Genomic DNA, 20537 nt, shown 5'->3' with positions numbered 1-20537 from the left:
AAGCTCACGATGCTATTAAGCTAGCAGCAACTTTAGTAATTAACGAGTGCATTGGGCCGATCAGGATCTGAAAGTGTGAAGCTCCCGCCCAAGAATAGTGAGCGCTAGTGCAAAAACCGACAAAGCTATCGAGAAGCCGGGGTTAGAAATGACATCCTACCCCCAGCCGATGAGCGCTGAGCCCGCGTTAGATTTCCCACATGAACGGTGGTATTTCTTCGTCGTGGAGAAAAGCAGCATTTTTCATCAGCGTATCCGCCGGCATGAGCCTGAAAAATAGGCCGCCGCTGAAGCTAATTGAGCGTTCGACAAGCGTGCGTAGGCGACCGAGATTTTCAACCTGAATTGCTGTAAAGCTACTCCGCCGTCGGGCGAGCTCCGTCATTGAATGCGAATTAAGATAGCGGAAGTAGCGTCCAAATATGCCTGCGATCACGTCTGATAGCTGCACGCCGATTTCCAGAGGGGATTTTATGAAGCTGTAGTCTAGGCGGCGATCACCATCGCGAATCTCGAATACTTTAAGATACTTCTGGATTTCGGTTTCTTCGTCGAAAACGTGGACAGCGTTCTTAAAAGTGTATATCGGGTGCATAAACCAGTTTCCGAGACCCTCTACAAGTTCGCCTGCCGCATTGTCGTGAAGGAAAACCAACTCTAGATCTCGACAACGTGCTGCTTTTCTCAAAGTATGTTTGAGAAGAAACGTTGCACCATTTCTGTTCGACGGCAAGTGACTTAAAACAAAGCTTTCCACGTCGACAAGAAAATCGCGGACGTCTTCGCGCTGGACATTCGGAAACCCATACCGATGCATTAATCCGAGAAATTTTGGTGTATCCTGCAGCACCGCGAAGTGCAACTCACCCTTTAGCTCCTGATGTATAGCATTTATGTCAAAGCTATGTTCAGCTTGGAGCGACTCGATGATGTCTAGGATAGAAAAATATAAAGGATCCAGAGCTGAGTGATGAATCATCATCTCCTGATCAATCAGCCACTGAAGCAAGGTCGAGACCTCAGATTGCGCGAGCGTAAACTCATAGCGGTCGCAATCTTTTTCGCCCTTCGCAAGGTGCTTCAACTTCACCTCAGGTGCGTTATCCTGAATGCCTAGGGCTTTCCTCAGATCGCGCCAGCCTTCAATTTTTACGCCAGTTTTTAGCGCGATGCCTCCCAGCACGAATGGATGGTTAGGCTCGTTTAACCCATCCTCGTCAAGCCGGAACTTGCGGAAATTGTTCGTTTCATCGTAGAAGAGCTGGAAGTGCGTGTCCTGGTTTTTCTCGGCAGGACGGCCCCGCCGCATTTTATCGGCTTGAAGAATATGTACCATGTGAGCTTTCCCTGCATTAGTTACTAGCGAGTTCTTAAATAGCGCACGTTTAAATTGGAAAATTAGTGCCGTAGAGACGCTACTTTGTTTCGACAGCCTAAGTCGGTGAAACCTGACGTGCGTTGAGATAGCAAAGACGGACGGAAGGTCCATTTCATCGTCGTATTCCTGCCGGCACTGGCCCTTGTCAGCCAGACGCTGCAGGCCTGGGTCAGCAACGCGCCGCTGGACCTGGCAAACGTCCTGTGCGTCTGCAGCGACGGGAGCGTGGCCACGGTAGAGGAGTCCGACGACTTCCTGGACAAGTTGCCAGTGCCAGTCACCACACAACCAGCGGAGATTACGTCCGCGGAGATGAGCTGCTGGTCTTCTGCACCTATGCAAGCGCCCCCACCCTCGCTGCCAGCCTGCCCCAGGGGTACACGTTCGACTTCGGCATCTTCGATGAGGCGCACAAGACCGCGGGCGAAGCAGGCCGCCGCAACAGCTTCGCAGGCCTCGACCATCCCACGCTGAGCATCCGCAAACGTCTGTTCATGAACGCTACGCCGCTGGCGATCGACAGGGGCATCATCTGCGACTTCAGGGTGATCATCTCTGTCGAGTCGACGACGACCTGCTGTCCCAAGCGCTTGACGATGAAGGGCGCCGCTACGTTGTGTATGCCCAGGAGCTGCTGCGTGCGATAGAGGAGGTCAGCGCTCGCAAGGCCTTCGTGTTCTATTCCCGCATCGCCCAGTCCAAACGGTTCGCGATAGCGCTGCGCGCGGTGGCGGCCGGCGGCGACTTCTGGGCCAACCATATCGACGGATCCCTACCGTCCTGGCAACGCACCCGCTTGCTGCACCAGTACGGTCGATCGACGAAGGGCGCGCTTTCCTGCGTACGATGCCTGGCCGAGGGCGTCGACGTGCCCGATACCGACCTCGCAGCTTTCATGCACCAGCGCGAAAGCCATATCGATATCGTCCAGGCACTAGGCCGCGTCGTGGGCAAGGCGCGAGGCGCGAGGCAAGCTTCACGACTATGTCTTCATCCCTTTGCGCTTGCGGCGCAAGAGCGGCGAGTTGTTGGTGCAGGCGTAGCGCGGAGCGACATGTCGACCATCTGGCGCACGCTCGCTGCGATCGCTGAGCAGGATGACGTCATGCTCAACGAGGTGCATCGCGCCGCTATCGAGAGCGGCGAGACTGGTGCCACTTCCCGCCCGGGGTGGTTCAGCAAGCTTCATGTGGTTGGCCCGGCGCCAACGGGTGGGCCGACTCACTCCGTGATGTGCTGTCGACCGAGATCGTTGGTCGCATAGCCGGTAGCTGGCCCCATTACTTCGGGCTGCTCAAGGCCTTCGCCGCCGACCGAGGGCACGCCAGGGTGCCGCGCTCCTATCGCACGCCGGCAGGGCATACCCTTGGGGCCTGGTGCTACCGCCAACGCGCCCTGCACCGACTCAACAGGTTGCCTCCGGAGCGTGTCGCTGAGCTCGAGGCTATCGGATTTGATTTCGACCCACGGGCCCGAGCGTGGGAGCAGGGCTTCAAGGCGCTCCAATCTTGGAAAGCGGAGACCGGTAACGCGAGCCCGGGCGGTGACGCAGTCGGTACCGACGGCTTCGCGGTAGGGCAGTGGTGCTCCGAGCAACGGCGTTCGCACCGCCTAAACCGGCTTTCTCGCGACCAGATCAAGCGGCTCGAGGCCCTGGGCTTCGTCTTCAACCTCCTGGACGAAGCATGGGAAAAGCGCTTCCGGGCGCTTGTTACGTTCAAGGACCAACACGGTCATCTGCGCGTTGGCCAGCAGCAGGTATTGGTCGATGGTACTGACCTGGCTGACTGGTGCCGGTACCAGCGCACGCGCCAGCTCGACCCTGATCGTCGATCGAGGCTTGAGGCGATCAGCTTTGACTTTGGCCAGGACCTCTTCGATTCGAGGCGGCAAGCAGCCTATGAAGCGCTGCAGCAATACAGCAGGACCCACGGAACCACCGATGTGCCGCTCAGCTTGGTGCTTGCCGACGGCACCGCGCTTGGCAATTGGGTCAGCCTGCAGCGGCTGCGCAAGGGGGAGAGGCGTCTCGACGCCCATCGCATCAAATTGCTCGATGATATCGGCTTTACCTGGGACACCTACGAAGCCGCGTTCGCGCAAGGAGTCGCTCACTTGGAGGCTTTCAAGGCTTCCAAAGGTCACTGCGACGTACCAGTCTCGTTCGTAGCTGAAGACGGGTACAAGCTCGGCCAGTGGTGCGCGCGCCAGCGTACACGGCTCAAGGCGGCAACCGAGTCTAATGAGCGACGGCGGCTGGTCAACCTCGGGCTCTCGATGGATCCGCTCGAGGACAGCTGGAGGGTGCATTTCGAGGAAGCGGCGAAATTCGTACGGGCGCGCGGAGCGTCGTCGATACCGGTGAAGCTCGCCGCCACGAATGGCCTGAAGGTGGGCGCATGGTGGTCACGACAGAAGACTCTTGCGCGGACCGGCAAGCTTGAGCCGGGTAAACGCGCGCAGCTCGAGTGTCTGGGCTTGAAGCTCGACGCCTAGACGCGCCGCGCGCAGGCACGCGTGCACATCCTGTCGATAGTCGGTGTTTATACGCCATTTAAGACTGCCGCGTGGACTGCCTACGGCCCTGGTAGTAACGTGCCCCGCTAAAGCCAGACTAAATACAGCGGAGGTAGGGATGGCGTCTGCAGCGCATGATTATCAGCACTTCGTGCATTGGTTGCATCGGGAGGGTGCTGGTACGCCAGAAGATGTCCGGCGGTTTGCCCGGCTGGTGTTAGAGAATTTTGATCGGGTAAGCGCCACTGTACGCAGCAGGAGCCAGCGCTCCGTGCTTTTAGCGGAGCTGGCGCGGCAAGCCCTATCTACCACCGACCCACGCCAACCGGAGTTGGAAGCTGTAGGGGGCAGATCCGAGTGGAGATGGCAGCGGCTATCGCAGCTTTCCCTTGGGCCTTTTCGAGGTTTTCGCAACAGCGAAGCCTTCGAAATAGCACGTCGGATAGTGCTGTTTTACGGTCCTAACGGCAGCGGCAAGACCAGTCTATGCGAGGCGCTTGAGTACGCGCTTCTCGGCGCTGTAGACGAAGGCACGCACAAGCGCATCGACGCTAACCGGTACCTTTGTAACATTCATGAAGGTCGGTTTGCGCCGCCCCTCCTAGAGGCTACAGGAATAGATGGCACACGCATTACCGTTGAGCCTGATGCTGACGCGTATCAGTTTTGTTTCATCGAAAAGAATAGGATCGACTCCTTTTCGAGGATCGCCGCAAAGACGCCAGGACAAAAGACTGAGCTGATCGCGGCGTTATTCGGTATGGATGATTTCGCCGAATTCGTAAGCCACTTTAACGACGCCATCGACGGTCAGCTTGCGCTGAACGCAGTACAGAGCGGCGAGCTAGCGCGAAAACGGCAGGCGATCGCACAAGATGAGCAAGTGCTCGCTGGTGAGATTCGACAAATCCTTGAGTTTGACGCAGAGGAACAGGAGTACGCACGGCTTTACGGAAGCGGACGCAGTTATGCGGAGTTGCAGCAAGCGGTGGGAAACGACGCTGTGCCAGGCCGGCTACAGACTGTAACCGAATTACTCGATCAGCCTGTCCCTCAATTGTACGGCATACGAGAACAAGATCTTCTGGGAGCATTTCATGCAGCGGATGAGGCTCACAATCTCGTTGAGCAGCTGACCAGAGAAATTGCGCAGTATCGAGATGGGTCAGCTTACCAAGACCTCTACAATGCCGTGCTTAATGTGCATAACCTATCGCCCGATTGCTGCCCCGCGTGCGATACCGCCATCGTCGGTGTCGGCCACGTCCAGACTAATCCCTTTGCAAAAGCCCAGCGAGAACTAGATCAGCTACGCGAGCTGACGGTCCTGCGCCAGCGCCACCAGGCGGCGCTCGAACAGCGGCGAGCAGCATCGGACAGACTGCTGACGTTTCTCACCAATTTCGCTCAACGGGTTGGAGCGAACGTCCACAGTGAGGTTGAGCTGTTTCGATATTTGGCTAACCCTGGTCATGTGCAGAACACGGCTTGGTGGCAGATCCAGTATACCCCGGTGCCAGGCGGTATCTCGCTGGCTCAGCAGGCGGTCAACTATGCACGTCAGCTGGAGCAACTGGATATTGCCACCCAGCAGAGGCTTCAACAGCGGCAGGAGCTGATAGCTGAGAGAAATGGTCTGTTAAATGCGCGGATCGTATTGACCGAGCACGCAACTCGACGCCAGCAAGCGAACGTCGTCATTACCCAAGCCCGGCAACGAGTCGCCCAGTTTGAGCAAGACAACGCTGGGCTGATCGCAGCGGTTGCGCAGGAGGAAGCCCGCATTGCTGCAGAACGGCAAATCCAAGAGGCATACAACGAATTTCTGAGGCTTTTACGTCAGTACCGGACAGAACTTCCCAGAACACTAATGGCCGGCCTGAACACCCTTGCTCTCGAGCTCTATAACGAATTCAACGTCCGCGATCCTGAGGCCGATAAGCTTGCGACGCTTGATCTGCCAGTAAGTGCGGAAGGGCGAATTATGCTGACGTTCCGAGGCAACCCGGGAAGCCCAGTCGACGCGCTTCAAGTATTGAGTGAGGGCCACGTCCGGTGCCTAGGCTTGGCCATCCTTCTGGCCAAAGCGCTCAACATTCGCGCCCCCGCAATCGTCTTTGACGACGCTATCAACGCCATCGATCACGAGCATAGACAGGGAATTCGTGAAGCGCTGTTCCAGAGCGAGCGGTTCGCCAATACCCAAGTCATCGTGACGTGCCACAGCAACGAGTTCATCAAAGACATTCAGAACCACGTCGATGGTAGCCAGTGGGTTTCCTATACGTTCCGCCATCACAGCGGCGATTATCACCCTCGCGTCGTGCGAGGTGGTCCTCCACTGGCCTATCTTATGAATGCTCGGGCAGCTGTAGACCGCGGCGACCACCGAGCGGCTTTGCAGCCCTGTAGACAGGCATGGGAGATGCTTGCCAACAGAATTTGGAGATGGCTCGGCCAGTGCGAGCTTGGATCAATCAGCGTCAAATTGGGATCTGCGACTGATCAACCGTCCCTACGTAACGTCAGCGAAGCCCTACGTGCGCGACTGAACGGGGCCGATACGTTCCAACATGACGACAAGGCGCCCGTTCTACACGCGCTTGGCGAACTTCTGGGCATACCCAGACCTACGCTGATGTGGCAGTACCTGAACAAAGGCACTCATGAAGAGCAGGACCGCGAAGACTTCGATGAACAGGTCGTCGAGCAACTGGTCCAGCTATTAGAAGGGGTCAACGCCTTGCGGCTGCGCGCCCGTTGATCACTCGTCGGCGCGCACCTGGTGACTAAGGCTCGTTCGTGCCAGGCACCACCCGGAAGGCACGGCGGCGCGCGTCGGCAAGCATATCGCTAGCCCTTTTGCTCAGATACTCGACGTCATCGGCGGCTTGTTTGGCGCCTGAGCCGTCGCCTTTGGGTAGATCCCTTTCTGCTAACCGAGCTATTGCATCCGCGCCTGCACGAAGCGCCTTCGCATGATCGAGATCGGGGTCACCAGTACCCATGCGACCCTTCCACTGCCTACGATGGTCAATTTCCTGCTGGGCGTCTGCAATAGCTTTCCGCATCTGCCGCCGCGCCTCATCGACTCCGGTTTGCTCACCAGCGTCGACACAGCTCTCGAAAGCTTTCGCCGATGCGATGAGCTCCTCGATCAGGGGGATGAGAAGGCCTCGATTTCTATCGGTCATTTAACTTCCGGGGGCATTGTATGAATGGAGATGCGGGTATCAGGCTTCGCGAACGAGCTCGCCAGCGTCCTCGTGCCGCAGCATGACCTGGTGCAGGCTGTTGATATGCTCGGCAGCCCGATCGCCCCGTGCCACGTGGCCAAGAACGATTTCGCTGGTACGGGTGAATCGATGGCCAATTCGGACGGTATAGGAGCGGAGGATCCAGCTGAAGAATCCTGGGTAGTAGGAGGCGGCTTCAACATCGCGCCATTTGACTCCCCAGATCGCACGCTGCCACGGGAGAACCCCACGGAACATCCAGACGCCGGCTTCATTCGTGTACAGGTGCACGCTGCGCAGATAGAGGATCTTGTAGATGGTAGCTCCGATCGCGAAAAGCAGGCCAGCGATGGCCAGCCCAATCACCGTGTGCCGACTCGGATCGGTCGACACGCTATTCCAGACCGAAGCGCTGACAACAAAGCCGGCCACCAGGATAGCGACAAAGGCTATCGCAGTCTTGGCGTAGGGCACCCATGACAGGCGATACACCTCATAGTCCATTGTGTCGCCGTAGGAGCGTTCGGTGCCTTCCATGTGAGTGCAGCTCCTCGTGTCGGAACATCAGAATGTTGGAACGTATTTTAGCTAGCCGACCTGGCGCGTGTAGCGATGGGGCGCGCTTTTCCGAACGTTGAAGTTTGAAGGCTTCTATCAGTCGGCGAGATGAACTCGCAGGCACGACGCGACTCACCGCAACATTGCCCATGGATCGCTGAGGCGAGCCGCACAGCTCCTGACACATGCTGATATCCGGTATTATGTTACTGTATCGGTCCATTCGCATATTTTTGCAGGACGCAGTCATGGTCGACTCACGCCGCGAAGCACCGCTGTTAGGGAAAGTTATCGTCCAGTGCGCACCTGAAAAAGCCTCCGGGTGCATGGTGCTTCAGGCGGGGCTTGTCCGGCGTAGTGCCACCGAGTCCTATCCCGCGTGGATGCCGATTGACGATGATGACCGCGTGGCAAAGGCAGCTATCGAGGGTCGCCGTTACTATTTCCTCACGGTGAAATCCCAGGCCGTCCGCATCGACTATCTCGCGTCGACGCTCAGCACCTGGGCGTCGAACTTGGCGGTTCAGCATTCGATACGCCACCCTGAGCTCACGCCCGATATCTGTGGCGTCTACGGCGCGCGAGATGCCTGCCAGCTGGCAGCGCGGTCACCGCGACTTTCGTTCCACGAGATGCAGCATCGCGGCGTGGAGCGCAATGGTCCCGGTCAGGCTGATGCGGAGGCGATGTTGGCGCTGGCGCAAGCCGGACGTGCCGACATAACTCCGGCTCACCTACAGCTGCTGCAGGAGCTCCGATATGGACTCAATGGCCACTCTCGGCCCGATGCAGCTACGGTGCTAGCAGATCTCGCCGCCAGCTACCCAGAGCTCACCACCTCGAGCGTCTGTTGGAAGCGTGAGGTTGCCGTCACGCGGGAACTTACCAGGCAGATCACCGAGCAGATGGCCCGGGCAAGCGACTGGGAGAGGTGCAGCGACAATGGTCGGTACCTGGCGCAGTGCGAGGCCGATACCCTTGGAGCCAAGCTCGCCGAGCGGGTGGCGGCGCTGCGCCTGGAAGGTGTCCAGAACGTCTACAGGACGGCCAAGGCAATCTGTGGCCCGAATGCCCATGTACCGCTGCCGCAATGCGGGCTGACCATCGAACGGAGCGCCAGCGCGACCTGCGTTTTCCTGACGCGCACTATCACCCTACCTGAGTACGGGGACCACCCAGTGTTGGTTTCGCACCAGGTGGCATGGATCCGCAATCCTTTCTCAAGGGACGCCCTCAGGCGCGATCTCCAGTCTACGATCGACGACCATAGTTGCCGGATCGTTGAAGAGATGTCTGCAGCAATTGAGCTTCTCGCCCAGCGTTGGCGTATCAGCTTCGACGCGGCTAGTCAGCTGCAGCGCAACAAGACCAGCGGGCAGAGGTTCGTGGTCGCTACGCTGCATCCAGCAGAGGGTGCCGAGGGCACGCCTCAACCACTCGCGCTGCAGGTGTTCCTCGACACTCCTCGAGCAGTTCTCTACGACGGCGACTTCTCGCCGGCAGCGCAACAACTGAAGACCATCGAGGCGCCGAGTTTCGCGGAGCTATTCATGCGCCTGCCTTCGGACGTTGGCCTGACACCTGCAGCCGCAGCGTCGACGCCCATCAAGATAGTGGGCGGCATCAGCTTGTCGATTGGCCAGGCCACGACAAGATCCTCGATGGCTTCCCACGTAACAGCAATGCCAAGACTTGGCTAAGGTTTCTCATGACCCAGTACACACACGGGATCATCGTGCAGGTAAAGGGCCTCGGGGTACCTGTGCTTGCACCATCCACCAGCAACCGCGAGGGTGTAGAGGTGCGCTGGTCCAGCGACCCGAGCGTGCCCAGGGACTGCCCGGCACACGTGCTGCTCGGTACTAAGACCGCAAGCAAATTCATCCAGCACACGATCGACCCCGACTACCACTCTGCCGATCACCTGACGCTAACGCCCGTCCGTATCCCCAATGGTCAAAAGTGGCTGACGAAAGCGGAATGCATCGAAGCGGGGGTCAGTGCTGAACACTGGTCAATCGTTCGGATGGCCATGGTGATCTCTGGCAAGTCCGCTACCGGTGCCATCCTCGCGGACTACGACTGGTTGGGTACCCGGGACGAATTCGACGCCGGCGGGTGCACGCGGGACGCTCACCGGCGAGCAAGAGAGCTTGGCATCTCTCAGCCCGCCTTTTTCTCGGTAGAGGAGAGCGGCCACGTGCTGCGTGCGGCGGAGTATTTCAATCGCTACAACCTCGAGATGAGGCCGTCCGCCCGCGTTGCGCACGTGGTCTGGAGCAAAACCGAGGACGCAATTCTTGGAACGGACTTCTCCGGTGTGACGCACGACCAGGCACTGCAGTATCTGGCGGATATCCAGCAGGCCTGCAGGCAAAGGCGCGACTTCGATCTCGCGATCTCTATGCCTGCCGCGGATATTCGGGCTCCCGAAAATCGGACCCTCCAGGTGAATCGGGCAGAACAGCGCTGGCATGGCGCGCAGGAGGAGCTGGAACCGGAGGCCGACCTTGCCGTGCGCCCGGCAGGGCCGCGGCTCCACTGACCACGACAGTACATCGCACAAGGAATCGCCCGGTGACAGCTGAAGCCCCACGCCTAACGGAGATCGACATTCCGAGCGCCGCATTGAGTCCGACTTCCGTGCTCTACCAGCGTCACGATGGCCAGCGCCGCCGTTGGATCGAAGCGCCGTCACCTCGCGACCGCGAGCTACTCAAGGCGGAGGGGTGGACCGAGGTACGCACACCGGTGTTCGCGTGGGGCGCAATAGGCCGCGCGGCCGGCCTAAGACCGGTCTTCGGCAGCCAGCATGGCCAGATCCAGCGCTCCTTCATAGACTCGCCGCCCACCTGGTGGCTGGAGGAGCGCGCAGCAACGCTCGGCCTGGACACCGACTCCGTCGAAACCGTAAGAGCGCTGATCGACGTCTGGGCCGTTGAACGTAGCTCCAGTGAGGAGATGGCACAGGTCCTGGTGCCTGCCTTGCGACGTGCGCGCCCGGATGAAGCATCCGTCCTGGGTGATGATGAAATCGCTGCTGCTATCCGCGGTTGGGCACCGGGCTTGCTCGATTATGCCCAGGGCCTGCACCCTGTACCTTCGGCCGGAAGCGCCATGCTTGGCCAGCAAGCCATCATGCACGCCGGCGAAGTACGTGCGCTCCTAGAACAGCGCTACGGTGCGCCAGTGATCGATGCTCTCGCCAGTGCGGGGCGCCTACGGATCGTGCAGACCACGGCGGATTTGCCTGAGTGGATCCGGAGCACTCATGACCGCGCTCAGTTGGATCTAGTGTCGGGCCTCACTACCGGTGGCCAGGTGACCTTGATCGCTGACAAGCTGACCCCCTCGAGCTGCAGTGGCGTCTTCCTCCATGAAATGGGCGAGCACGCGAGTCTTGAGACGATGCTGGGCCCGGACTATCTCCGTTTGGTTCGACACTTCAATCGGTTGCTGGCGCAGCAAGACAGCTACGCCACGTGGGCCGCGCTCCGGGTGCCGGCGTCCACTCCGCAGCGGCATATCCCCAGCGAGCGACTGGCCTACCTCATTGAACGAGTCGCAAACGAGCAGGAGCCGCCGGCGAGTGGTCGGGAGGGCTTTAACCTTGGCCAGCAGTGTCTGGCGCAGTTGCGATCATGGTTCTTCCAGACACCCGCCGCCCGCTGGCTGGATGAGCACGCGCCAGGATCGTTCACCCTCGCGCCGGCGGACTTCGCGAGTCTGGCCAATCAGGCTATTCGATTCGCGGCAGCCCAGGCTGACAGCACCATCACGAACGATGCCAATCCGTGGGCGTCTTCACTCGACGCCGGCCACCTCTCCGACCTCTTTAGCCTCCCAGCGGAGTCGCGAAGCGCTGCGCTGGAGGACATGGACGCCGCGCAGTCCGTTGGCTATCTCTACGTGCTGACCCTGGCCGGTGCGCCAGCTGTCATGGACAACTTCGAGGCCCTGTGGCCCCGCCTGGTAGCGATGGCAACGGATCCACACCACGAGCTGCTACACCAGACGATCACCGATCTGGTGATGCAGGTGGACGGCATGCGGGCACGCGCAGAGCGCCAGGCGACACTGGAGCGCACAGGGTCCGTCAGCTGGATCGATCCCGCGGCCGGTGCCGGACCGCGGCAGGCCCGGTTGCGCCAGGTAACGCTCAACGGGGCGGACAGCAACGTGATTCACCTGGCGACGGTGACCATTACGTCGGGCGAAGTGCGCCGGCAGCACGCTATTGAACCTGCAGCTGCACTTGCGAGCGGAAGTCGCTGGTCCGTCCCGCTGTCAGCTACGGCCGCCGAAGCGCTGATGGAGGCCACGACTGTCGCCGCTGGCGATCAACGTGATGTCAGCAGCGCTGAATTTCGCCAGTGGTTCGCGAACAGTCAGGTCGTAGACGCCCGTGGCCAGCCGCTGCGGCTATTCCACGGTACCGCAGCGCGCTTCGAGACGTTCTCAGCAGCGGCAATTCGTACTGAGCTCAATGACCGATACCATGGCGAAGGCTTCTTCTTCACCGCTCAGCCCGATATCGCCGGCCAGTACGCCACCGCCAGCCGGAATCAGACCATGCGCCAGGACCAGGCCTTCGCGGCGGTAGCGCGCGAGTATCCCCCGGAGATCTCGCAGCTGTTCCAGCGCTGCGTCCACGTCGGTCGGTGGGATTGCTGGCCGGAAGATTTCGAGCGAACCCAGGAGCTGCTGCAGCTAGCTCGCCGACACCATCTGGATCTGGACTCGCTGCTGGATGTCGCGGCCTACGTCGAGGGGGCACGGGACGACGACCAGGACGCCGGCCAGGAGGTATTCAAGCTGCTCACCGGGCAACACGACGAGATGCCGGAGTGGGTCAGGGATGAGGCGGTGAAGCTTCGCATTGCGGACGCGCTGCCGAATCCCAGCATCGTCCCCGTGTATCTGCGAGCTGAGCGTGTTCTGCATACCTCCAGTTCGGACGATGCCAGGATGGCACGGGCGCGGGGATACGACGCCGTGTGCTACACCGGCCCCGATACCGTTGGCGGCGAGCCTGAGTGGATCGTCTATGAGCCTGACCAGATTCGCTCCGCTATCCAGTATCCGGACGCCGCGAAGCGGCAGACGGTGCTCACCCGCGCGAAGCAGGATCGCGAGGATGCCTTAGCGTATCTGCGGTCCGGCGCACTGAAGAGCCGCCAGGATCACTTCGATGCGTGGTTCCGCAACAGCAAGGTCCGTGGCGATGACGGCAAGCCTCTGGTGGTCTATCACGGCACTACGCCTTGGGAACACGAGGGCAGGAGCCTCGGCGACATCTTCGCCTTCGACAGAATGGCCTCGGTCAATATCGTGCGCCGGGCGCATAGCATCGATACGGTGGGGAGTTGGTTCTCAACGAACCCTGGGAAGGGCGGGGCGGAGATGTACGGCCGAGCAATCTATCCGGTCCATCTCTCGATCCAGAACCCCCAGGAGACCACCTTCCACCTCATGCTCCGCCGTGCGCGGCTGCTGCACAACGGTGTGGATGACGGCCGACGGGTTGGCCAAGCCGAGGTCGCGGCCTACCGAGCCTGGCTGAAGGAATGCGGTAAGGACGGGATCAAGATCGTCCACGACGCCGGCTCGCACTCAACCGAGTTTGCCGATCAGGATGCCTGGATCGCGCTAGAGCCCGAGCAAATCAAATCGGCGATCGGTAACGTAGGGCTCTACAGCTCGACGGACCCGGATATCCGCTTCCGCCAGGCCTATCACGGGTCGCCCCACCTCTTCGACTCCTTCAGCCTGGATAAAATGGGGAGCGGGGAGGGGTCGCAGGCGTTTGGCTGGGGACTGTACTTCGCCGAGGAGCGTGCGGTAGCGGAGTTCTATCGAAACGTGCTCACGCTGGAGCGCGGCTTCACCTACCGCGGCGAAGCAGGCCTGCGCCGCGATGAGGTCTTGGATAGAGTCACCCGCGACTATCGCAAAGGCTATTTCGATAGTGTTATCACCGCTGCGGGCATCGCCGATCGCGTAATGGACCAACTCGTCTGGGCACCGAATGAAGGGGCGCCTAGACGTTACACTGAAGGATCGGAGCGGCTGGCCTGCTACCGCGCGCTCGTCAACGACATCACCCGCCCGCCGGGGGCGGGGTATTTGTATGAGGTGCAGATCCCGGACGATGATGAGCTGCTGCTCGGAGATCAGCCGCTAGCCCTGCAGTCGGCGCAGGTGCTGGCTGCGTTTGCTAGGCCCGATGGAAGCCTGGGTGCCTATGAAGGCCTCACCGGGCTCGAGGCTTACCGCCGGCTTGCAGCATCCGTTGGCGGGCCGCGCGCGGCGTCTGAAATGCTCAATAGCCTCGGGGTCCGCGGTCTCAAGTATCTTGACGCTGTGCACCGGGGCCTGAACGCTGGCACCAGCAACTTCGTCATTTGGGATGAGTCGGCGATAGCGATCACCCGGCACGCGTTGGAAAACCTGTCAGCGTCTGGAAGCCATGTGTCGGAAGCTACGCCGGCGGATGGTATCTCTCTCACCGCACCTATCGCGTCGACGTATGCTTCAATAGCTGGCGCAGCGCTGCCTTATCTGCAGACTACACAGCCACCTTATGATGGGCAGGCCTCAAGTAGGTGTGATACGGGCACCCAGCTAGCACCTTGATCTACGACCGGATTGGAACGACTGAACATGAGTGAACCAGGGATCCACCTCTTTCGGGAGCTTACGCTTACGTCACCAGCCGGTGTCGGCGCGCTGAAAGAGGCCCTTGTTGCGAGCGCAGAGCGGCCGTGGAAACACGCAATCAAGGACGAAGATCAGCTTTACCGCGCGTACCCCCGTGATATCACCGTAGCCCTCTTCACGCGCGAAGAGTCCGAAGGCGTTGAGCCGTGCATGTTGACGCTTCTTCAGGATCTCGACAGCCTGAAGCTTACGAACATCCTCCCGCGCAAAATTCCTGAGCTAGGTCCAGCTAGGTACAACCGTCTAATCGACGACTTCGTGGTGAAAGTCGTCATACCTGCTCGGGAAAAATTCAGTATTCAGGTGAAGCTTGGCGATGAGTTTTTGTCGCTAGAAACGTTATTGGGCGAGGGACCAGCATCTGCACTCAGAGCGTTCTCAAGTGGAGCTAATAAGTCGACAGGGTCTACACACCCGCTTGATCGGAAGCGTTGGTTCGACTTCCTGCTGGCTGTGCACCGATCGCCCACGACTCCGGATCTTGAGCAGATTCTGAGGTGGCTGGTTGAATCGGAAGGTTGGCCTGACGAGACCGCCGTTGAACTGATACGTGAATGCCAGTTCGGATTGGACCTACTAAAGCATCGGACCAAGCGCATCTCATGAGCCTGACCGAAGAGCAGGTTTCTGATATCGCCAAATCGGGGAAGCCGGTGCTATGCGTAGACACCTGCATACTGCTGGACATCATTCGCGACCTTACCGCGGACACCACTACCGCTAGCAATGCGAACGCAGCCAAAAGCCTTCTTTGCTCCGCATCCGGACACGGCCTGGTTGTACTCCTCGCCGAACGTGTCTGGCTTGAGCTAAGCCGGAATCGCCCTGGCGTTGAAGAGCTGGCGAACAAGACGCTGAAGAGGTTCATCAAGGCTGCGAAGCGCATGCACGAGGTTGCACAGATATTCGGTGCGCAAGGCCTTTTGCAAGCATCTCACCTGCAGGGTCATGTAGAGCGAACTCAAACTGTGCTGGACGGATGGATCCAAGCAGCAGTTCTGATCCCGGAAACTGCCGGCGTTATGGCACGCGGAGCTGTCCGAAGTACGACTCGGCGTACCCCAGCCAAGATCGGAAAAGACTCGATCTCAGATTGTGTCGTTATTGAAGCGTACCTAGAGGCAGCTAGCATGTTGCGGCAAGCTGGCCAGATCCAGCCCATCGTCTTTGTGTCATCAAATACCACGGACTTCACCGACAGATCCGGTGCAGTGCCTTACGACCTCGCGCAGGACCTGAGCGCGGTACGGCTGGAATACCAGCCAAATCTAGGCGCGGCTAAGCATGCCTTAGGGCTGTAAACAGGATATTGCGGTGGGTTTCTCTACATTGGGGCTCGCCTTCCCATAGGCGAGTTCCAGCTATCAACCACCGGCATCACCGCATGTTCTTGACGACCGATTTCTTGAATTCCTCGCCCCGCATATCGTAGATCGCCGTGGTCGATAGGCTGGCGTGGCCAAGCACCTTCTGCGCAGCGATGTCGCCGTGCTCAGCGATCACCGAGGTGCCGACGGTGCGCCGGGCATCGTGTGGCTTGACCAGGAACGGCAAGCCGGCTGCCTCAGACCGTTGCCGCAGCAGGAAATAGACCGAGCGGCCGGTGAGGGCGGTCTCGCCTACCTTGCCAGCCTTGCTGATGCGACTGAACAGATAGCCGGTCCGGGAGCGTAGCCTTGCGTAGCGGGCTGCTTGCCACTGCTCGAGATAGGGAAGCGACCAGGCGGCAAGGTACTTCCGGACGCGTAGGTTCCCCTTGGCCACCACGTCGACATAGCCCTCGTCCAAGTTCAGGTCCTCGCACCGGATCACAGCCGCCTCCGCCCGCCGCATCCCGCTACCGAATAGCACGGCAATAAGGGCGGCATCACGGACGCCTTGCAGACGCTCGTCGTCCAGGCAATTCTTGATCAGCTGCTCGCGGTACCGCAGCTCGACGAAGCGGCCCCGGCCAATCATGTTCTTGCCGCGGGGCAGCTTGACCGCCTTGATTCGCATCATGTCTTTCTCGGAGATCAACTCGGAGAGAAAGCACGCATTGCACATGGCACGCATGGCGTGCATGTAGAGCACGATGGTGTTTCGCGCGAGACCCTGCCCAGTCCACACGTCCCTAGCGATACCGAGGTGAACGTCTCGCAGGACCTCCCAGGGAAGCTCGTCCAGTGGCTCATCTTCCGGGAACCCAACGGCCGCTGCGACCTGCGCCAACGCATAGCGCATCGTCACGGCGCTGCTGCCCTGAAAGCCGCTCATGAAGCGCCGATAGGGCGTGAGCATGTTCGCCCGCGCAATAGAGGAGGCGGGAGGTACCGCTACCAGTTCAGTCATGACTTCTCCTTAAGGAACTCGCGCGCGATCCGGCGCTTAAGCAGGTCGATGTCACCGCCAAGTGCGCGCAGCGATAGATGCCCCTCTTGCTCCAACACCTCCCCATCATCGGCAGCCTCGGCCCCGTCCGAAATGTCCACGCTTAGAAAGGTTCGGTCGTCTGCGAGCTCGAGGCTCCCACCGCCAAATAGGTGCCGCCGCATCACCACCGTTCGCTCCTTGCTTCTATGCAGCCAGCGGATGATCTTGACGACCTCGCCCATGGCCTCACGATCCGTCGGACCAGCAATAGGCATCATGTGGCCGTTCGACAACACGGGTACGACCGCCACATCGGCTAGCTCGTAAAATCTCGAGTCAGGCCCCGGTGTCGCGAGCGTCGCCAACGCCAGACAGGGTCCAGATGGTTCACCCCAGGCCTGCATCCGACCAAAAAAGCGATGCGTTTCTTCGCGCTCGTCTTTTTCCACTACGAGGTGATGGGCGCCCCATGATTTGGGTCGGCATAGCAGAAGACCATAACGACGACGATCGCCGAAGACGTCAGCAGATTTAAGGGCCATCGCAAGGCTCACAACCGTGGGCTTGTCGACGGTCAGTCGAGCGTAGTCAATCGCGCTGATGCCAGGTGCGATCTCGAAAGAAGCCAGTGCGACTCGGAGCGAATCGAATTGGCCCCTCAACCTGGCCTCGGCAGACGGATCATACCGATCAAGCCCGGCTTTCTCGCACAGCGCCAGAAGAAGCGACAGTAGCCGCTCCTTTTTGACCCGGGGCGCCTGCGGCTCAGTCGGCGTTCCTGAACGTGAGGGCGGTGTCGCGCGAGCAGGGGCAAACTCAGGCAGCAATTTCAGCACCTGGGTATCGTCCGGCCGAACGACCTCACCGCCGACGCGTTCGCGGGGCTGCGAGCTTGATCGCTCCTGTTTGATGAGGCCGCAGTCGACGTGGTGCGCTTGACTGGTGTGGTTGTTCCGCAGAACCAGGCGACCATTTCCGCGCAGCTGGACGTTCAGCAGTGGATGTGGCGATGCGCATTCGCAGGCGAACCAGCGGCCTTCCGCGCGGACAGCGCGTAAGAGTCGAGCTGCCATCGGTACCTCATCGGGCTTGAGCGTCCCGGCGACATGACCGAAAACCAGGTCGCGCTCGAAGGCTGCCAGCTTACGGACAGGCCGGCCGTTTTTTTCCACAATCCACATGCCGCTCGATCTCCAAACCAGGGCCGATGCCGCGCGCCGCGCCGCCGGCAACTCCGTCAGCACCCCAAGATGCAAGCCTGCCACCCTGCTCCGCTGCTGTCCAGGTTACTTCCCCAAACATACATTTAGGGAAGTAATGTGGATGTGGATTCTGTCTAAATGCCTAGGCCTAACGTCACTGCATTGGAAGCTCCGATCTCGAACCTTTTTGTCCAGCTGCATCCAGCAACAGCCATCTGAGATTCCTCCAGCTCCTGGCAGCGGACGGAGGTTGCCCCCCAGAGATACAACGAGCAATAGTTGACGGTTCTAGCAGAGATAGACCAGCGCGCCGCATCGCGCTGCGATCTGATACCAATCCGATAACTAACCCGCATCGCTCGATAAGGTACAAACCCGAGTGACGGATATCGAAGTCAGTCGAATTCAAGCGCTTCACCATTTCCGCTATAGGTGATTACCAGCGCATGAGAAGCGACGGCAAGTTCATCAGTTAATGCATTGTACTCGCTTATTACAAATTTCCTCCCATGCGTACAAGCGCACATTGACTGCATCACATCACCTATAGTTAGGGGGCCTACAGCTTCTAAAAGGCTTATCAGATGGCTATTATTCCAAGTTATCGAACTCCGAACGTTTGCCCGCATGAACCGGTAAGCGTCATCGTGCCATACGCAGGCGGAGACTTCATCTGGCATGCATGATGGCTGTGCAAAATATGGGTATTCGCTATAAAACATTTCCCAGATAGCAAAATCTGGCCAGTATCTATTCTGCCTCTGCAGTTGAGAACTAAAACGCGAAGAACTAATGAATTTTTTAAAGCTATCCCAATACTTTTTGCCTAGCGAAAGAGAAGGCCACTTTGCCTCGAAAATGCCTATTTTGAAATGCGTATCACTTTTTAAAATGATGCATGCATCAGCCCCAAAGTGACGTTCAGGCCTTGGCTTTAGAACCTGAATCTGAGCACTCAGGCCGGGAATATTCCGTGACTCTATATCTCTACGAAAAATGCCCGTAAACTGAGATGTATAGTCATTTTCTCCAGCGATCAATCCCCTCACTAATTCGCCACGGACATGCTTGTCGGCTGCCATACCGCAGTCCGATATGATTTTTGTAATCTGCCTGGGAAACAGCATTTAATTTATCCTTCTATAGTACCCACTAACATGACCTACACAGTGCTGAGTGAACATTGACACAGTGCGCTACGATGTAGAAAATAGCAACCCATTGATTATGACTAGAGTAAGCTATGACGATATGTTCTGCGCTTGTCAAATAATGGCTATTGCTGGTGTTAGCTGATCATCGTAGATCACAGTAATGAGCCCAAGACGTAGGAATTTGGCGCTGCTTTAGCATACTGCAGCAATGGTCAGCATCCCCACCTACAATCGGGTCTAACAGCATCTTGGCAGCAGCAACGATAGCCTTATCTACGCGCACATAATAATCACGCGCAATTATCATAGCAACGCGGTGTACGACTTCAGCGCCGCCCGCTGATAATTGCGTCATAAAATAATAATCAAAGTCATCATTGCGGTAGCACACCGCGCAATCTATAACAGCTAGATCCTCCAGGTTAAGTTGATTACCGTAACTTGCCCCTGTCAACCTTGCCTGAGTGGATTTCGAAGAGCCTGGTGTGCAGGACTGCGAGAGTTTCTTGAGAGAGAATGCTCCCCACGCAAGATCGCCAACTTTAGTATCTATTAAGGCAGAGTGCGATGGTGATAGCACCCCCTGAGATTTAGATAGTGAATAAACGTGCGATTGACGGGAATTTAAAGTCTGTCCAATAGCGATTTTCTGCGCTGGTTCAGAGATAAATCTCTGCACATCTATCTTAAATTTTTCCCCAGAACTTCGTCTCATAGTCTCAGTCGCATCAGCGCATGCGCCTATGTCTACATCGAATTCTGTTAACGCCTGCTTCATTGCGAGAAAATATTGGTGACCCTCTGTGCTGTTAGCGGCCAAAATCTGCTGCCTGCGCCTACGAAGTGAAGAGTCGACAAACAATGACGCACGTCTTATTCTCGTTAACGCATTTTTCAAAATCAGCTCTTTTTGGAAACTTTCAGCAAGCATATTTAGGCCGTCTTCGTTAGCGTCTCGATAAATCGTTCGGCTTCAGCCAGGTAGTTTTTCAGCTGTGACCACGAAGAGCTGCTGTCTATTTGCGAAGCTTCATCTTTGTCAAACCATGCTTGCACACTAAGCGCGTTCGTATGGATCTCGCTTAGTTGAACAGCGAGTTGCAATGCCAAGTCAGTTGGGAGGCCTTGCCAGATGTCGTGAGTTGGCGCTGACAACAGGTTCGCCTGCTCCACCAAGCGCGAGCATCGCGTGTGCAGGTCTGGGGCGTCCTTCATCGGCGTGCTCGAGGTGGAAAATCCGCTCACAGGAAGTCTCTGGTCAGTTCTCAGGGCGAACCGCCGACGAACGCGCACCGGCCCGGAAGCCGTTTTGCGGTGGCATCGCGACCTGCCCAAAGCGGAGTTTCGCAGGACTCTGGGCGGCGATTCCCGCAGTTCGGCTTGTCGTCGTACCAGCAGCAGTGGCGCTAGAGTACACGGT

16 protein-coding genes are annotated in these 20537 nt (G+C 58.5%); 8 read left to right on the top strand and 8 right to left on the bottom strand.

The window, feature by feature from the left end; translation table 11 throughout:
* Window positions 1-187: 187 nt before the first annotated feature.
* The gene (locus tag OXS31_RS16540) at window positions 188-1336 is read right to left on the bottom strand and encodes a DUF3800 domain-containing protein (protein WP_267400519.1); all 1149 of its coding nucleotides are present in this window, start codon (window positions 1334-1336) and stop codon (window positions 188-190) included.
* A 658-nt stretch (window positions 1337-1994) separates the two neighbouring features.
* Here OXS31_RS16540 and OXS31_RS16535 point away from each other — a divergent pair.
* The 3 genes from OXS31_RS16535 (at window position 1995) to OXS31_RS16525 (ending at window position 6659) form a co-directional block, all read left to right on the top strand.
* Window positions 1995-2642: a helicase-related protein gene (locus OXS31_RS16535; RefSeq protein WP_267400518.1), complete on the top strand. Its 648-nt coding sequence runs from the start codon at window positions 1995-1997 to the stop codon at window positions 2640-2642.
* Window positions 2612-3874: a helicase associated domain-containing protein gene (locus OXS31_RS16530; protein WP_267400517.1), complete on the top strand. Its 1263-nt coding sequence runs from the start codon at window positions 2612-2614 to the stop codon at window positions 3872-3874. The genes OXS31_RS16535 and OXS31_RS16530 overlap by 31 nt, the downstream gene beginning before the upstream one ends.
* Before the next feature lie 139 nt (window positions 3875-4013).
* Window positions 4014-6659 carry an AAA family ATPase gene (locus tag OXS31_RS16525; protein ID WP_267400516.1) on the top strand — a complete coding sequence of 882 codons (2646 nt, stop codon included), beginning with the start codon at window positions 4014-4016 and terminating at the stop codon, window positions 6657-6659.
* 25 nt (window positions 6660-6684) lie between these two features.
* On the opposite strand, the gene OXS31_RS16520 is transcribed toward OXS31_RS16525, so the two are convergent.
* Window positions 6685-7089 carry a hypothetical protein gene (locus OXS31_RS16520; RefSeq protein WP_267400515.1) on the bottom strand — a complete coding sequence of 135 codons (405 nt, stop codon included), beginning with the start codon at window positions 7087-7089 and terminating at the stop codon, window positions 6685-6687.
* 39 nt (window positions 7090-7128) lie between these two features.
* Entirely contained in the window at window positions 7129-7668 is a 540-nt protein-coding gene (locus tag OXS31_RS16515) for a hypothetical protein (RefSeq protein WP_267400514.1), read from the bottom strand.
* Window positions 7669-7937: 269 nt separating this feature from the next.
* Between OXS31_RS16515 and OXS31_RS16510 the strand changes: the two genes are divergently transcribed.
* From OXS31_RS16510 to OXS31_RS16490, 5 genes are read left to right on the top strand one after another with little or no spacing between them, the layout of a single operon-like run.
* On the top strand, window positions 7938-9389 hold the full coding sequence (locus OXS31_RS16510; protein ID WP_267400513.1) for a hypothetical protein: 1452 nt from the start codon (window positions 7938-7940) through the stop codon (window positions 9387-9389).
* Window positions 9390-9397: 8 nt separating this feature from the next.
* Window positions 9398-10234, top strand: coding sequence for a hypothetical protein (locus OXS31_RS16505; protein WP_267400512.1), 837 nt, complete (start codon window positions 9398-9400; stop codon window positions 10232-10234).
* 32 nt (window positions 10235-10266) lie between these two features.
* Window positions 10267-14325, top strand: a complete 4059-nt coding sequence (locus OXS31_RS23480) for a hypothetical protein (protein ID WP_267400511.1) — start codon at window positions 10267-10269, stop codon at window positions 14323-14325.
* 27 nt (window positions 14326-14352) lie between these two features.
* Complete coding sequence (locus OXS31_RS16495; protein ID WP_267400510.1) at window positions 14353-15015, top strand: hypothetical protein; 663 nt, start codon at window positions 14353-14355, stop codon at window positions 15013-15015.
* Window positions 15012-15710: a PIN domain-containing protein gene (locus tag OXS31_RS16490; protein ID WP_267400509.1), complete on the top strand. Its 699-nt coding sequence runs from the start codon at window positions 15012-15014 to the stop codon at window positions 15708-15710. The genes OXS31_RS16495 and OXS31_RS16490 overlap by 4 nt, the downstream gene beginning before the upstream one ends.
* A 76-nt stretch (window positions 15711-15786) precedes the next feature.
* Here the strand turns inward: OXS31_RS16490 and OXS31_RS16485 are convergent, their stop codons facing one another.
* The 5 genes from OXS31_RS16485 to OXS31_RS16465 all read right to left on the bottom strand — a co-directional run bounded on the left by OXS31_RS16485 (window position 15787) and on the right by OXS31_RS16465 (window position 20362).
* A complete protein-coding gene (locus tag OXS31_RS16485; protein ID WP_267400508.1) occupies window positions 15787-16740 on the bottom strand; it encodes a tyrosine-type recombinase/integrase in 954 nt (317 codons plus the stop codon).
* Window positions 16737-18026 carry a hypothetical protein gene (locus OXS31_RS16480; RefSeq protein ID WP_267400507.1) on the bottom strand — a complete coding sequence of 430 codons (1290 nt, stop codon included), beginning with the start codon at window positions 18024-18026 and terminating at the stop codon, window positions 16737-16739. Before OXS31_RS16480 ends, OXS31_RS16485 begins: the two co-directional genes overlap by 4 nt.
* A 332-nt stretch (window positions 18027-18358) precedes the next feature.
* Window positions 18359-19045 (bottom strand): hypothetical protein, encoded by a 687-nt coding sequence (locus tag OXS31_RS16475; RefSeq protein WP_267400506.1) that lies wholly within the window; start codon window positions 19043-19045, stop codon window positions 18359-18361.
* 214 nt (window positions 19046-19259) lie between these two features.
* On the bottom strand, window positions 19260-20048 hold the full coding sequence (locus OXS31_RS16470) for a hypothetical protein (RefSeq protein WP_267400505.1): 789 nt from the start codon (window positions 20046-20048) through the stop codon (window positions 19260-19262).
* 2 nt (window positions 20049-20050) lie between these two features.
* On the bottom strand, window positions 20051-20362 hold the full coding sequence (locus OXS31_RS16465; protein WP_267400504.1) for a hypothetical protein: 312 nt from the start codon (window positions 20360-20362) through the stop codon (window positions 20051-20053).
* Window positions 20363-20537: the final 175 nt, after the last annotated feature.

It is taken from the genome of Pseudomonas sp. GM_Psu_1, assembly GCF_026544185.1.
GTDB classification, from domain to species: Bacteria; Pseudomonadota; Gammaproteobacteria; order Pseudomonadales; family Pseudomonadaceae; genus Chryseomonas; species Chryseomonas oryzihabitans.
Note: the sequence above shows the minus strand (reverse complement) of the source record. Positions and strands in the feature narration are given on the sequence as shown.